Origin of the sequence: Pseudomonas sp. 31 R 17 (assembly GCF_900004915.1) — a bacterium.
Classification (GTDB): domain Bacteria; phylum Pseudomonadota; class Gammaproteobacteria; order Pseudomonadales; family Pseudomonadaceae; genus Aquipseudomonas; species Aquipseudomonas orientalis_A.
The window spans coordinates 99,329-114,458 of the sequence record NZ_CVTN01000042.1 but is presented as its reverse complement, the minus strand read 5'-3'; the positions used below and the strand labels follow the sequence as shown (position 1 = coordinate 114,458).

The 15,130-nt window shown below is 55.0% G+C and carries 12 protein-coding genes and 2 pseudogenes; 9 read left to right on the top strand and 5 right to left on the bottom strand.

Annotation, left to right across the window (positions count from 1 at the left end):
- Positions 1 to 22: 22 nt before the first annotated feature.
- The 8 genes and pseudogenes from BFP89_RS04445 to BFP89_RS29545 form a co-directional block, all read left to right on the top strand.
- Positions 23 to 706, top strand: coding sequence for an ABC transporter ATP-binding protein (locus BFP89_RS04445; RefSeq protein ID WP_176718389.1), 684 nt, complete (start codon positions 23 to 25; stop codon positions 704 to 706).
- On the top strand, positions 703 to 1,848 hold the full coding sequence (locus BFP89_RS28865) for an ABC transporter permease (protein ID WP_065884366.1): 1,146 nt from the start codon (positions 703 to 705) through the stop codon (positions 1,846 to 1,848). The genes BFP89_RS04445 and BFP89_RS28865 overlap by 4 nt, the downstream gene beginning before the upstream one ends.
- Positions 1,845 to 3,044, top strand: a complete 1,200-nt coding sequence (locus tag BFP89_RS04435) for an ABC transporter permease (protein WP_176718388.1) — start codon at positions 1,845 to 1,847, stop codon at positions 3,042 to 3,044. The genes BFP89_RS28865 and BFP89_RS04435 overlap by 4 nt, the downstream gene beginning before the upstream one ends.
- A complete protein-coding gene (locus BFP89_RS04430) occupies positions 3,037 to 4,953 on the top strand; it encodes a S9 family peptidase (protein WP_065884364.1) in 1,917 nt (638 codons plus the stop codon). The genes BFP89_RS04435 and BFP89_RS04430 overlap by 8 nt, the downstream gene beginning before the upstream one ends.
- 57 nt (positions 4,954 to 5,010) lie before the next feature.
- Positions 5,011 to 6,159 (top strand): SbmA/BacA-like family transporter, encoded by a 1,149-nt coding sequence (locus BFP89_RS04425; RefSeq protein WP_065884363.1) that lies wholly within the window; start codon positions 5,011 to 5,013, stop codon positions 6,157 to 6,159.
- A complete protein-coding gene (locus tag BFP89_RS04420; protein ID WP_065884362.1) occupies positions 6,156 to 7,874 on the top strand; it encodes a hypothetical protein in 1,719 nt (572 codons plus the stop codon). The genes BFP89_RS04425 and BFP89_RS04420 overlap by 4 nt, the downstream gene beginning before the upstream one ends.
- Positions 7,867 to 8,331 carry a toxin-activating lysine-acyltransferase gene (locus BFP89_RS04415; RefSeq protein ID WP_065884361.1) on the top strand — a complete coding sequence of 155 codons (465 nt, stop codon included), beginning with the start codon at positions 7,867 to 7,869 and terminating at the stop codon, positions 8,329 to 8,331. Before BFP89_RS04420 ends, BFP89_RS04415 begins: the two co-directional genes overlap by 8 nt.
- A 200-nt stretch (positions 8,332 to 8,531) precedes the next feature.
- Positions 8,532 to 8,778 (top strand): annotated as a pseudogene (locus tag BFP89_RS29545) (NAD-dependent deacylase); the annotation flags it as partial.
- Between the two features lie 12 nt (positions 8,779 to 8,790).
- Here the strand turns inward: BFP89_RS29545 and BFP89_RS04410 are convergent.
- From BFP89_RS04410 to BFP89_RS04395, 5 genes and pseudogenes are all read right to left on the bottom strand, one after another.
- Positions 8,791 to 9,396, bottom strand: a complete 606-nt coding sequence (locus BFP89_RS04410) for a TetR/AcrR family transcriptional regulator (RefSeq protein ID WP_065884360.1) — start codon at positions 9,394 to 9,396, stop codon at positions 8,791 to 8,793.
- Between the two features lie 17 nt (positions 9,397 to 9,413).
- Positions 9,414 to 10,634, bottom strand: a complete 1,221-nt coding sequence (locus BFP89_RS04405; RefSeq protein ID WP_065884359.1) for a multidrug effflux MFS transporter — start codon at positions 10,632 to 10,634, stop codon at positions 9,414 to 9,416.
- 218 nt (positions 10,635 to 10,852) lie between these two features.
- Positions 10,853 to 10,957 (bottom strand): annotated as a pseudogene (locus BFP89_RS29230) (transcriptional regulator FeaR); the annotation flags it as partial.
- A 218-nt stretch (positions 10,958 to 11,175) separates the two neighbouring features.
- Complete coding sequence (locus BFP89_RS04400) at positions 11,176 to 12,801, bottom strand: methyl-accepting chemotaxis protein (RefSeq protein WP_065884358.1); 1,626 nt, start codon at positions 12,799 to 12,801, stop codon at positions 11,176 to 11,178.
- 324 nt (positions 12,802 to 13,125) lie between these two features.
- Positions 13,126 to 14,316 carry an acyl-CoA dehydrogenase family protein gene (locus BFP89_RS04395; protein ID WP_065884357.1) on the bottom strand — a complete coding sequence of 397 codons (1,191 nt, stop codon included), beginning with the start codon at positions 14,314 to 14,316 and terminating at the stop codon, positions 13,126 to 13,128.
- A gap of 259 nt (positions 14,317 to 14,575) precedes the next feature.
- Between BFP89_RS04395 and BFP89_RS04390 the strand changes: the two genes are divergently transcribed.
- Positions 14,576 to 15,103, top strand: coding sequence for a flavin reductase (locus BFP89_RS04390; protein ID WP_065884356.1), 528 nt, complete (start codon positions 14,576 to 14,578; stop codon positions 15,101 to 15,103).
- Positions 15,104 to 15,130 lie beyond the last annotated feature (27 nt).

The following is a 15,130-nucleotide window of genomic DNA, read 5'->3' as shown; positions in this document are numbered from 1 at the left end:
GACGCCCTCAGACGATGAAATCGTGCTGCGCCTCAACGGTGTGGCGCGTGCGCATATCAAAGGTCGCGAACGTATCCGCGTATTGCAGGGCCTGGACCTTGAGGTGCAACGTGGCGAGATGGTCAGCATCATGGGGCCTTCCGGTTCGGGCAAGTCCACGTTGCTGGACGTCATCGCCGGGGTGATCCCGTCTAATGAAGGTGTGGTGGAGCTTGCCGGTCATCGCATGGACGGTAAAAGCGAGTCACTGCGCACCCAGATACGCGCTGCCCATATCGGTTTTGTTTTTCAGTTCTACTGCTTGATTCCGGCTCTGACAGCGGAGGAAAACGTCATGCTGCCGCTGCACTTGTGGAAACTGTCTCGCAAGGAACGGGCACTGCGCGCCGATGCTGCATTAGAGGTGGTGGGCATGACCCATCGGCGGCGTCACCTTCCGGGTGAGCTGTCTGGCGGTGAGCAGCAGCGCATCTCGATTGCCCGTGCAATTGCAGGCAATCCGGACGTGCTGTTATGCGATGAGCCGACCGGAGACTTGAATAAAGAGACTGGCCTGGAAGTGATGGCGATCATTGAGCAATTGAGTCACCACTATCGCAAGGCGGTCGTTGTCGTGACCCATGATCCGAATGTCGCGGCATTAGCCGACCGACATTTGAGGCTGCAAAATGGCGTGCTGGTTGATGACAGGCCGAATTTGCGATGAGCGCCAGACTGACCTATATCTGGCGAGGCTTGCGTGGACATCGCGCGCGCTTTGTCCTAGTCGTGGCCTTTATCGCGTTTGGCATGTTGCTACTGCAGTTGGGAGCGGCGCTTGATAACGTCTTTTCCACGCCGCAGCAGGCTCAGACGGACCGAAGGTTGCTGGTTGTCAACGGGCTCAGCCCGCAGATGCCGCTGCCCGATGTGTATTTGGGACGTATTGCCGACCTCGAAGGGGTGGCCGCGGTTACGCACGTCACTTGGGTCGGTGCCTATTTCCGTCATCCCAGTTGGGTGGTGCCTGCCCTGGCGGTGGACAGTGCCAGTTTTCTTACCTTGAATCCCAGCTTACAGGTGGCGCCCAACCAGCTCGCCGAATGGCAACGCACGCGCGATGGCGTGCTGGTGGACCAGCGTTTTGCACAGTTGTACAAACTTGCCGTGGGCGATCGCCTGCCACTGCAATCCAGCGTCTGGGCTATAGATAATGGCGGCCTGCTGGATTTGCGCATCGTGGGAATTGTCATTGATAACACGCCTGAGAACCGTCCAGGACTGTATCTGCATTACAACTTTTTTGATTCCAGCCGCCTTGAAGGCAAGGGCTTGACCAGTTACTTCCTGATCGAGCCGAGTCAGGAGGCCGATGATGGGGCGCTGTCTCAACGGGTCGACGTCCACTTCAGCAACGATAGTATGCGCGGCACGACACAAACGGCTTCCCTGCAGGTGCACATGCGCCAGTTCACCGCGCGCCTGTTCGACTTCGGGCGCGCCATCGCTTTCGTCAGTTACTGCATCTGCCTGTTATTGGCTATTTTGCTGGCGGCCAATCTCTACGTGATCACGCAAAAATCCCTGGCCGATTATCAGATTTTTTACCGGCTCGGATTTTCTCGGCGCTGGGTAATCGTCACCGCGTTTTTTCAATTAACCAGTTACATCGTGTGTGGCGTGTTAGTCAGCATTCTGCTGGGGATTGCTATCCAACGCCTTATCGTATGGTTGCCCGTGGCGGTGCCGGGGGAGATCAGCCTTCATCCGGCGGACTATCTGCGGCTCTTGGCCGTGGGCGGTGTGTTGACCGTGGTCTGTACCGCACCGGCGCTCAGCCGCTTGATCCGCAGAGGTTTTTCCCAATGACTCGCGCTGGACAAACCGCCGCAGCGACTTCGACGTTGAGTAAAACCTGGGTGCTGGTGGTGATCTACCTGCGTCAGTTGCTGCGCAAACCGGTGTATCTGGCGGCAATAGTGCTCAGCTTTACGGTGGTCATGGCGGCCGTGGTCATGACATTCGCCGTACGTGAAGGGTTGCGTGCGACGCTGGATGCCAGTAGCGAACCCGGCTGGTATTTCATGATCAATGCGCACGCCAATACGGAATTGATGAGCCAGGTCACGCGAGCACAGGCACTTAACCTGGAGCAATTACACGACGCCGACGTTGCGCATGTGCGTGGTTATTCCGCGGAGTTGGCGATGCTTACCCGCCAGAAGGCCGACGGGCGCGATAAGGAGCTTATCGTGCGCGGCGTGACTGACGGGGCGTTCAGTCTGGTCAATCCCCTCAGCGGTGCGAACTATGCGCGGATCATCGAAGGTCGAAGGTTCCAGTCCGACAAAAATGAAGTCATCGTCGGGGCCAGTCTACGTAACCACTACCCGGATTTTGCTGTCGGGCACAGCATTCTGTTGAAAGGACAGCCGTGGAAAATCGTCGGTGTATTCACTTCGGGAGGCTCCGTTCGCGAGTCGGAGTTCTGGAGCGACTTGGTTCATCTGCGCACTGATTACGGCCTGGCGCCGGTCTACAGTGTCATCGCATTCGGCGGGCCGCCGGCGTCGGCGGCCAGATACAACGCAACGCTTGCAGACCTGGAAAAAGACACGCTGACCATACGCGACAGCCGTGAGCACTATGCTGGGCAGGCGCAGGACTTGATTGATCTGGTCATGTACTTTGGCCTCGCATTCGCGGTACTCGTCGGCATTGTGGCGGCCACGGGCGTGGCGGCGTTGATCGAGTCTTTATTGATGGACAATGCTGACGATTTGCGTGTGCTGGCGTTGATCGGCTTCGGCCGTGAACGCCTGATCGCCCACCTCGCGCTGATTGGGTTGCTTGGCTTCGCCGGTGGTGTGCTGGGCCTATTCATCTGCCTGTTGTTGTTCTCCGGCATGACGTTTACCACTTACAGCCAGTCCAGGGAACTTGCCTTTTCGATCTCTATCAATCGAGAGGTCATAAGTGCTTCACTCGCCTATTGCGTCCTACTCGGTATGGCTGCCGCCGCCTTGGTGATTCCACGTTTGCAACGTAGGGCCCGGCATGAATAGTCGCTTATCTTGCGTACCTTTGATCCCGCGGGCGTGCATTTTTGGCAACCCCGCCAATGCCCATCCGCAGATTGAACCCAATGGCCTGCGCCTGGCTTGGCTGGCGCCGCAGCATGGCGTGGTGAATATATGGGTCGCCCCCATCGACAGGTTGCACGACGCCCGGCCAGTCACGAATGCAGGCACTCGCGGAGTCGGTCTGTATGCCTGGACTTATCTTCCAGAGCATCTTGTGTATCTGCACGACGCAGAAGGTGACGAGAATTACCACATCCATTGCGTCAATCCCGAGACTGGGATCGACCGTGACTTGACGCCTTTCGCTGGCGTACGTTCGACGATTGTCGCCATAAGTCGTGAATGTCCGGGCCAGATTCTGATCATGTGCAACAAGCGTTCGCTTGAGCATTTCGATCTGTACAACCTGGACCTGCAGAGCGGTCAGTATGTGCATGCGCTGGAAAACCCAGGGTTCATTTCCTTTGTGCTCGATGGTTTGTATCAGCCTCGTTTTGCGACCCGCTTAGCCGATACCGGCGAGCTTGAGATTCTTCGTTATCAGGGCGCGCAAGGGTGGTCGCCGTGGTTGAGTTTTCCAATCGAGGACGTGCGCGTATCCAGGGCACTGATGTTGGCCAAGGACGGAAAGCGGCTTTTTCTGCTCGATAGCCGCCAGCGAGATACCGCCGCCTTGACCTGCGTCGACCTGGAGTCGGGCCACGTGCAGGTGATAGCAGAGGACGCTGGAGCGGACATTTGCGACCTGCACTTCGATCTGGTGACCCAGGAGCCCATCCTGTACGGCGTTACGCGTGAGCGTCGGCGTTACACGGCACTGAATGCCGATATACAGGTGGATATCGACTTTCTGGCAGCCTCAGGCATCACCGATTGGCAGTTGATCAATCGCAGTAGGGATGATCGCTTATGGATCATTTCCACTTGCATCGATTGCCGGCCGCCGACGATTCAACTGTATGACCGCAATACTCGATTGCTGACGACGGTGATGAGTGCCGAAGCGTATTTCGACACCTCGACACTGGTTCCCATGCAGTGCGTCAGCTTCCGTGCACGAGACGGTCGCGCCTTGATCGCGTATCTCACGCGTCCACCTGCAACCACCGCTTGTGGCCCGATGGTGCTGCTGGTTCACGGTGGACCTTGGACTCGCGATGAGTACGGATTCAATAGCTACCATCAATGGCTCGCCAATCGCGGCTACAACGTGATGAGTGTGAACTTCCGTGGCTCCACCGGGCTGGGCAAAACCTTCATCAATGCCGGTGACGGCGAGTGGGGGCGCAAGATGGACGATGACTTGCTCGACGCAGTTGAGTGGGCGGTATGCGAAGGCGTCGCCGACCCGATGCGCGTGGCGATCATGGGCGTCAGTTATGGGGGCTATGCCGTTTTAGCGGGCATGACCCGTAGTCCTGATCGCTATGCCTGCGGCGTCGACCTCTGCGGGCCCACCAATCTGGAAACCTTCATCGACTCGATCCCTGTCTACTGGGCGAGTCTGCGGTCCGCATTCATACAAGCCATCGGTGATCCGCAAACCACAGCAGGCCTTGCACTGCTGCGAGAGCGCTCGCCGATTCATCATGTGCACACACTCAGTAAACCGCTGCTTGTGGGGCATGGCGCCCATGATGTGAGGGTGCGTCGAAACGAAAGCGATCAACTGTGCGAGGCCTTGCGCGCCAACGATATCCCCGTGACTTATCTGCTTTTTCCTGACGAGGGCCACGGCCTGCAACGGCCGGGCAACATGCTCTACTTCAATGCCGTCGTCGAAACGTTCCTGGCGCGGTATCTCGGTGGGCGCGCAGAGCCGATCAGTGACGAAGAACGCAGCAATAGCAGTGCTCAGTACCTCATGCAAGCGGAGGACGATTGCCGATAGGGATCGGCTGCAAGACCCATAAAAATATAACGATGAAGTACTAACCGAGATTCCCCGATGGATCAAAATATCTTTAACAAGGATGTGATGGCCTTTAATCAAAGGCATTTCCTGCGCAACACGCTCTCTGTGCTGTCTTTGTACTGGAACAGCGAAGAGAAAGTCTTTGCCTGGTGCGCTTCAGTTTCATTGGTTGTGCTCTCGCTGCTCGCCGTTGTGACGGCGTTGGCGATCAACGAATGGTACAAGCACTTTTACAATGCTGTTCAGGACCATGACGCGGCAAAATTCTACCGCCTGGTGTTGGTGTCGCTGGCCATCATCTCGTTTTCCGTCGCACGATCCGTTGTGATTACGTATCTGGTCGACGTCTTTGCACTTAAATGGCGCCGCTGGTTGACCAACCACTATCTTAGCGAATGGGTCGTCACCTCGAGTCGGCCTGACCACGTAGAGCATTGTGTCGATAACCCTGATCAGCGAATCGCCGAAGACATCAATAAATTCACCTTTGAAACCATCGACCTTGCCTGTGGCCTGATTTACACGCTGGCGAGTGTCATATCGTTCAGTGTGGTGCTGATCGGCATTTCGGGCGATGCAACGTTCGCGGGCATTACTATCCCGGCCTACATGTTCTGGGCTGCTATTTTGTATGCACTGGTGGGTACCTACATCAGCCAGAAAATCGGCTTCAAACTGGTGTCGCTCAGTAGCAACCAACAGCGTTCCGAGGCGGACCTTCGTTATTTTCTAATCCGCTTTCGCAATGCGTCGTCTATTCCCGAGGCCGGCACCCGTCGACACGCCGAGAAAAATCATCTAAGCGAAAAGCTTGAAGTCAGCCTGGCCAATATGCGCCTGACCATTGGCGTAAAAATGCGTTTGTCGCTTTTCACCGAAAGTTACAGCCAGCTGTCTCTACTGTTCAGCAGTTTGTTGGCTGTGCCGCGTTTTTTTTCCGGCAGCATCATGTTCGGCGATGTCATGCAGATCAACTCGGCTTTCGGCAACCTTTGCGAAAACCTGAGTTGGGTGATTAACGCCTATCACCGGCTTGCCGACTGGAAAGCCACCACCGATCGACTGATTTCATTTGATGGCGCCCTTACATCGGCCTCAGTGGCGGGGTGTTATCCAGGTTTTATGGGCGGCTCAAGCGTCCTTCCCATCAATGAGCCCATCCGGGAGGGTGCCCATTCATGATAGCCAAGCAATTGAAGGACCTGCCGGAGGTGTTTGTGCCCTTCGAAACGATCAGGGCCGATGGCGGTGAAGTCATTTATCGTAATGGTGAAATCGACTGCGGCCTGAGCGATGCCGAGTTGCTTTCTGAATACAGCTATATCGTCAGCGAGCCACCTCACGCCGCTGATTACGCCCTCGACAAGAAAGTTTTTTTTGCCGAGCGCTACGGCGGTGATGGCTTGTTGAATAACGGCGGCGGCGGGCGGTGTGGTTTCGATGGGCGCTTTCATTCAAAAGGTATCGGGCCTAATCCTTTGGTCGGGATCAGGCCACCGGACGGTTATGGCAACTCGCATGCCAATGGCTTTCTTTCACTGAATACGGCGGTGTATGAGTCGATTTGGGCAGAAATCATTCATCTTGCGCTTCCCTATGGCGCCGTTAGATCCGTGGCAATCATCGATCTGCGTGTGGAGTTTGAAGAGCCCGATGAACGCCATCCACGCGGCTTATTGGTCAGGATGCCTGCCGTGCGGCCGGCTCACTTCATCAGAGCCATTTATTACAAGGAAAAAAAATTCGACGAACTGAGCGAGGACGCCAAACGCGTCAAGGCCGCGGTGAACAAGTTAGTCGCGTTTTTACCGCAATCGAGTCTGACTCAGCCGTCTGAAAGTCTTACGGAGCGACTGGGCACAGGGCTGGACGAGCTGGCGAAGCGCTACGCCCGGCAATTTGCAGTGGCTCGGGCAAAGCGAATTTTTCATCAAAGTATCAGCGCCTCCAATGTAACGCTGGAGGGCGCATGGATGGACCTGGCAGGGGCTACCGCGTTTTCGGAGCGTATGTGGTGGGAGGGCTTCACGGTCGGTCAATTCACGACGGAATATCTGCCGGCCCTCGGCAGTATTCAAGAGATGGGCTATTACCTTGGGAAGTACAAGGTTGTCAGCCCTGAAGCCGCACAAACCATGGTCGACACAGCGCTGGCGAGCTTTTCAAACGAGTATGAAGTAACGCTGTCACTCTACACGGCGGTGAGCGCTGGTTTCCCTTTGTCGCTGCTTGAGGATGTCGTGGCTGATCGATTGTTTTTGGAATTCTCGACGTGTTTGAGCGCGGTATTGGCGTTCGATACCTTTGAAGTGATTTCTCTGCACACCACCGCAGGCTGGCAGGGTTACGAGTATTGGGCCGCTCGGTTATATATTCAGTTATTGAAGAACAAGAGCACGGATGTCGTTCAGGATTTCAGTTGGGCGTGTTCCGATGTTGCGTTGGTCAGAAAAATGGTAGAGAGCTACGACCGTCTTTTTGAGCTGCTGTTTTCCAAGGCGCAGTCATTCGAGGTCAGGCATAACCATTTTGTTGCGTATATGGCGATGAATATCACGCGCTTGAACCGGCGTGCTTTTGTTTTGGAGCTGGCGCCGTTGCGGCAAAAAATAGCCGCGGTTAACCGTGCAGACCCTGACGCCTATCCACGATTATTTAATCAGGCCGTCAGTGCAGCAACGCTCGCTTTTTGCGATGAGCGCGACTTCACCACTGTGTTTTGGGCCAGTGGGAAAACCATCATCCGATTTAATGCGCTGGATGGACGCTTTTACATCGAGAACGAGAGCGGGATGCAGATGCACGCCCATGGGCTGCATGAACTGGACCTGCCAGCGGATGTGATCAACGACGCTGTGGCTTTTTATGCCGACGTGGAGGCGTTATTAAATGCGTAAAAAAGTTAAGGTTTTTACCCTTTGTCGAAAGCAAAGCTACGTCGATAAGGCCGCACTGATAGGGTTTGCCTGCTGGGTTGCGATGGAAAGCCAGGTGAAACGCGAGCTTAAGTTGATGGATGTCCGGGCATGGATTGTACCGGCCATCAATCATCAGCAAATACTGTTTTTCTTTGACGATTTTGATCGGCCGATTGGCTATATCACCTGGGCCAATTTAGCTCCCGATACCGAACAACGGTTGTTGAAAGCCCCTGATTTTTCGCTGCACGACGCTGAGTGGGATGAGGGGCGCCGCACGTGGATTATTGACTGTTGTTTTCTGGAGGGCAGGGCAGGGCATGCCGAACCGGAAATCCACCGATTATTGAAGGCTGAAGGGATTGATAAGATTTTCTGGACGCGCCGAGACGAAAACTACGTAGTGAAGGCCATTATTGAAAACGTGCTTCATTAAGCCCGGACGTGTCTACGAAAGCGCGCTGGACTACCGTTTACTAGTCGGCGGGTAAATACTCGTAAGGGCCAGGAGGGCAGTGATGGCGATGCAGTACGGGTCCCGAGTCCTATCTGCCATTCCTATATTTGTCGGCAACGAAATCGGGAATCAGCGTGAATGCTCGATGAGTCGTGATTAGGTGAACAGAAGCTAATCAGATGGGCGAAAGGAGTAAGGCTACACAAGCTCTTCGTGCGGCTCGAAAGATTGTATTTTTCACGGGGACAGGTATTTCAGCAGAGAGTGGCATTCCCACTTTCGGGGGATAAGCTCACCGGGCATTGGACAAAACATGATGTATTACACCTGCATGGAAGCTTGGCCACACCGATCTGCTTCGCATGCAAGCGTCCTGCGAATCTGATAAACGAGCAAACGGCGATCTCTTGTGAGTTCGAGTTAGTTTGCATGGATGAGTCACTCATGCGCCAGCTTCCCCACAGCCAGAGACAGCGAATCACCAAGAATGCGCCACAAAGCGGTAAGACGCCGACAGTAGGTGCCTTCACTACAGTAAATCAACTCGACATGAAGGCTGTCGATAACCGCGATATAAGCATCCTGGAACATTGAAATCTCGTTCGCCGACAATGCTGGATACCTGTTCTCAAGGCTTGCGCCAAAGCGTTCACGAAGGCGGTCCAGATAGGCTTCAAAGCCACTTGTAACCGATGCCTTTAATTCCGAAGGCGGAAAGAATGCCGTGCGCAGCAGGAAGCGCAGAGCAGCGGAAGACTCGTAGCGGTTTGAAAGATTGTCCGTGTACAGCTTGCCGGGCTCGTCATCATTCGCTGGAACGCTTGCAAACATCTCTTCGATATAGTGCCTCTCCGTCGCCAGCGCCAGATTCAGCACGGCGTTGAACAGATCATCCTTGCTCTTGAAGTGCGCGTATAACGACGGCTTGCGCATACCCGCCACGACAGCGATTTCATTGAGCGATGAGGCGTCGTATCCCCGCTCAGCGAAATGCACCAGAGCGATATCACAGATTCTGCTTGCCGAAGGGCTCAGCACTTTCATCGGGATGACCTTTTAATTCAATGATTTAACGCGGTGATGTGCTCGGCCCTGCCTTCGCGCACACTGACCCAGGTCAGCGCACCCACCATAACGGCGCAGACTATCAGGAATGCGCACCAGGCAGTGGCGCCATAGCTGCTCGCCCAACCGGTCAACGGTGTGGCGAAGGCCGAGATGCCAAGCTGAAACGCGCCGAGCAATGCAGCCGTTGAACCCAGGGCAGTGGTTTGCGAAGACATCACCAGCGTCATCAGTGAGGTTTCTGCAATCCCCAATCCAAGCAGTGCTACCGCAACACCGGCAGCCAGCCAGTACAAACTGGAACCAGATACTGCTGCGCCGTAGGCCATGACAGAACCTGCAAAGATGCAAAAAGCTCCAGCCGTTGCCATGCGGGCCAAACCGTACTTGCCCACCAGTCTGGTAGCCACGACGGCCCCTATGAGAATCGCGATGCCGGTTGCGCCAAACAGCGTACCGAACTGGGCAGCAGGCAGTCCGTATTCCTTCTGATAAACAAATGTAGCGCCGCCCACATAGGCAAAGAGAAAGAAGAACACGGCTGACAGCGCTAAGGCTGGCCTTAGAAAACGACCGTCTTTTGCGATGCGCGCATACGTGCGTATCGCAAGTCTCATATTCAATGGCTCGCGCTTTTGCATGGGGAGTGTTTCAGGCAAAACAGCCATCGAATTCACCGCCACCAGCGCACCGAGAACAGCCAGTACCAGCATGACGGCCCGCCATCCGAAATGCGCCTCAATGTAACCACCCAACCCCGGGGCGATGATGGGAGCAACACCTTGAATGGTCAGCAGCAGGCCAAAAAGTTTTGCTGCCTGAACGCCCTGAGTGACGTCACGCACCATGCTCATGATGACTACCAACGTCAAAGCACTGCCTATCCCTTGGGCAAATCGTGCCACGAGTAGCCACTCAAGGGTTGGTGCCGCTCCTGCAGCCAGCGCACTCAAACTGAACAGCAACAAGCCTGCTATCAGTGGACGCCGACGGCCCAAGGCGTCAACTACCGGCCCGAACAGCAATTGCCCAAGCCCCATTGCCAACAAAAAGACCGTGAGCGTCAGCTGAATGCTGGCAACACTGGTCGAATAATCAACCGCCATTTCGGGCAGGCTTGGCAAATACATATCGACGGCTGAGGGCCCCAGTGCAGCGATGGCGCCCAAAGCAATGGCAAACTTCAGTGAAGGATTGCCGAAATGACTCTTTTCCATAACAAACTCGTGATTTGCTTCCTACCGGAAGGTAGGAACATGGCGAGAAGTTAACGAGAACCCGGAGGCAAGGTCAAGCCGTAATTTTCTTAGCGGCCAGGCATCATCGCCAGCGCTCCGCGCAAGGCATGCGCACGTCAGTGTTTTAGGCTTCAGTTCAAAGTGTTTTTTTCAAGAAGCGGCTGAAAATGAGCGGGATCTGTGAAACATTATTTTTAAGCGATCGAGGTAAGCGACTCAGTTCGCAGAAACGGGTTGGCCCAATCGATCGCGCTGCGTTCGAGCCTGGTGCGCTGGATGTATCGACAGACGCTGTCACCTTGCGCACCAGCGATGGGAGCTGAGAGGGTGGCCATGTTGGCCCGCACGCCAACGGAACACTTAGCGCCAATGGCCGTAACTGTGTGGACGGGATCAGGGTTCAAATTGAACTCCGTGAGAGCCAGACTTGCCTGCGAACCAGGCACCTTGGTATATCAGGCAAACCGCGTCATCGCTCTCGCGGGCAAGCCTCGCTCCAACAGATGGCCTCCAATACCTCTTACAAGCGAAACCTTGACACCATGCTGTTCAGGTCTACCGCCAGGCGGGTCAACTCGCCGCTGGCGGCGCTGGTCTGGGCGGCGCCGTTGGAAGATTGCGTCGACAGGTCCCGGATGTTGACCAAGTTGCGGTCCACTTCACGGGCGACTGCAGCCTGTTCTTCCGCAGCGGCGGCGATGACCAGGTTACGCTCGTTGATCTCGATCACTGCGGTGTTGATGGTTTCCAGCGCCAGGCCTGCGCCTTTCGCGATGTTCAGGGTAGATTCAGCACGGTCAGTGCTGTTACGCATTGAACTGACTGCTTTTTGGGTACCGCCTTGAATGCTGCCAACCATGCGTTCAATTTCGCTGGTGGACTGTTGGGTGCGATGGGCCAAAGCGCGTACTTCATCGGCGACAACCGCGAAGCCGCGACCGGCTTCACCGGCCCTGGCCGCTTCGATAGCTGCGTTCAGCGCCAGCAGGTTGGTCTGATCCGCCAAGCCACGAATCACGTCCAGAACCTTGCCGATGTCGCGGGACTCTTCCGCAAGATTACCAATCAGATCGGCGGTGCTTTGCACATCCCCGCTCATGCGTTCGATAGCGTTGACGGTTTCGTGAACCAGATCCCGGCCATCGCCTGCTGACGCCGTCGCGTTTTTTGACGCCTCTGAAGTGCTCACTGCGTTACGCGCCACTTCTTCGACGGCGCTGGTCATTTCGTTGACTGCAGTCGCGGCTTGTTCTATTTCGTTGTCCTGCTGCGCAAGGCCACGGGCGCTTTCATCGGTAACTGCGTTCAGTTCCTCGGCAGCGGAAGCCAGTTGTGTTGCGGATCCGGAAATACGCATCAAGGTATCGCGCAGTTTCTCCTGCATTTTTTGCATGGCGAGCAGCAACCGGCCCGCTTCGTCAGTGCCATCAACCTTTATCGGTCGGGTCAGATTACCTTCGGCGATGGTTTCAGCCGCTTCAAGTGCCAACGCTATCGGTTGGGTGATGCTCCTGGTCAGCAGCCAGGCAAACAGCATAGTCAGTAGCGAGGCAATAATGAGGAGGCCGACAACCCAGTTGAACGCAGAGCTGTACTGGTCAGCAGCAGATTGATTGATGATAGCCAGCTGGCCGTTATTGAAGTCAGTAAGCTTATTCAACGCTACGTTGATCTGCTCAGCGTTAGCCGCAGACTCGGCGTTCAGCACGCGCGTTAGCTCCTGCAGATCGCCAGCCCGACTGAGGGTAACAAGGCGCGTTTCAATTTTGCGATATTCACCCATCAGCCGCATATAGTCGTTGTAGTCGGATTGCTCTACAGGGGATGAAATCAGTTTGGCGTATGCTGCCTGCAACTTGTTAAGTTGTTGGTTTTGTTCCTCAAGTAATTCGATGGTCCTGTTCTGAATATTCGGTTCGCGATCAGTCAACAGCCGATGCGATAAAACCCGCATGCGGACGCCCGTCACAGTGAGAGCATTCAGGGTCTGAAAGCTAGGGACGCCATTTATCGCGATGTCGTCGCCAGCTGCTCGGATCTTGCTCATCTGAGACAGGGCGAAGAGGCCGAGAATCAGCATGAGCGCGCCTATCAGGGAGAACCCCAGAAATGCGCGCGGAGCAATGTTCATTGTTCTTATTGTCATGGTTTTCCCAGAGCGTGGAATGTGCTCCCCGCAAGCAGCGGCGGATGGCCCAGCGCATAAGTTTTTATCGGTCGCTTGATGACACACTTGAGCGAAAACAGCTGTGTACCGCATATTAAAACTGATATTGCCCACTCACCAACTTGCACACATCGATTGATGTTGGCCCGATGCAGCCCGATTGCGACAATCTTCAACCCAAATGACCTGAACGCGATTTTCGTTAAGTTGGTAGAGACTCGCTAACAAGGCTGCATATTTCTCCTACAGAATCAGCTCTAGAGGCTGCGGCAGCGTGGCAGAAGCTGCTGTGCATAATGGTGCTCAAGGATAGGGGATGGTCGGTTCGATGCCGGCGAACACCGCGCCAGCGCCGTCGTAAGTCGCTTCGCCGAGGAAAGCATGCTGTGTCACTACCATGGAGTCGCGTACGATCCATTGCAGACGATTGTCATTGAAGATGGCTGCAGTCCCAGCCAGTCGATAAGCCTTCATGACTACGTCCGCTCCGGTATGAGCGGCATGGGTAGCGCTGAGGCGCAATAAATTTGTCTGCTGCAGGGTCACCGGATTACCGGCCAAAAGCGAGGCCCATACAGCTTCGGCGGATTCGTAGAAAAACGCCTGGGCGCTTCGCAGCATCGCTTCTGCCTTACCCAGTTCGCTGCGGTAATAAGCTCGATCACCCAAGCGCGGGGCACCGGTGACAGTCTTGGTGCTGCCCGACATTGCGATCACTAAATCCAGTGCTGCGCGTGCCAACCCAAGGTTAACGGCGGCGTGAACTTGCGCCTGGTAGGAAACGGACGGGTAATAATAGAGGGGCTCGTCAATTGTGGAGGCACTGCCACGCACGAAAGTCCACTCGCGTTGGATGTTCTTTTGGTGCAATTTGAGGTCATGGCTCCCCGTCCCTTGCATCCCGACAACATTCCAGTTGTCGACGATCTGTACTTCGCTTGCCGGGAACACAGCGGTCAGCGGTTTGCCTGCCGTCGGTCCTCGACCGTTGGCCGATGTGCCACCGATGCCTACACCAATCCAGTTGGCACCTTTGCACCCACTAGCAAACCGCCAGTGCCCGCTGACTTCCCAGCCATTTTCAGTCTCTTTGGCGGGTTGTAGAGGGTAAAGGCCGCCAGCATAGACCTGGTCTGGCCCGTTGGCATAAATCAACGCTTGGGTTGTCGGGGGGAGTGCCGCCAGGTAGATGTTGGCTGAGCCGAACGCGGTCACCCAACCGACCGACCCGTCAGCTTCGGAAACCCGCTCTACGATGCGCAGGAACTCGGCTGGAGGCAGCGCGTCGCCACCGAAACATTTGGGAGTACTGGCGCGGAAGATACCCACTGCTTTCATTTTTTCGATCATGTCTAAAGGGACGTGGGAGCGTTGGTTAAACTCGCTGCGACGCTCGGCAATCTCCGCAATCACATCATCCAGGGAAATCGCCTTGATGCTGATTGGGGCGCCTTTACGTGTGTCACGATCATCGAAATTGTTTTTGCTGTTCATGTTTATTGTTCTCTGGCCAGGGTGATTGCATACACGTTCAGAATGCGTGGGCTGATAAGAAAAAATCAAATTCGGAATATGAATAAGCTAAATAATCTGTGGGAATTATCTGTCGTGCTATGCGCCTCTAATTGGGAGGGCATTTAAGGGCGATGGCTATTCCTGCTGTCAATAGTGCGTATGAGTAAAGCGAATTTGACCGGATGAACAATCCGTCTCAACATGGATTCACCCAGTCAATAATTACAAGGTGAAGGTTATGGTTAGCGATCAATCAAAACAACATTTTCGGCAAGCGCTGTCATTGTTGTCTGCGGCGGTGAATATCATTACTACCGATGGACCCCATGGTCGCTTCGGATTAACTGCGAGTGCGGTCTGTTCGGTCACTGATACGCCCCCAACATTATTGGTTTGCATCAACCGTAACAGTTCAATTCATGACGCGTTGCTGGGCAACAGGGCGTTGTGCGTAAATATACTGACCGGTGATCTGGAGGGTGCTGCGCGACAGTTTGCTGGTATGACCGACCTGCCGCCTGCTGAACGTTTTACCGGCCAGGATTGGCGGACAGGCTCCTCGGGCCTGCCGGTGTTGAACGATGCCCTAGCAAGCCTCGAAGGAAACATAGTAGATATCAAGGAAGTCGGATCGCACTCGGTATTATTTGTCGAAATTAACCAAATTCAGGTCCGTGAAGAGGGGGAGAGTCTGATTTACTTTGGGAGAAACTTTCACCGTCTGGGGCGGGCTGCAGCCGTCAACGTACAGACGTCGGCATCCTGAATAATTGCAGTTCCCCATTCGTGGGTG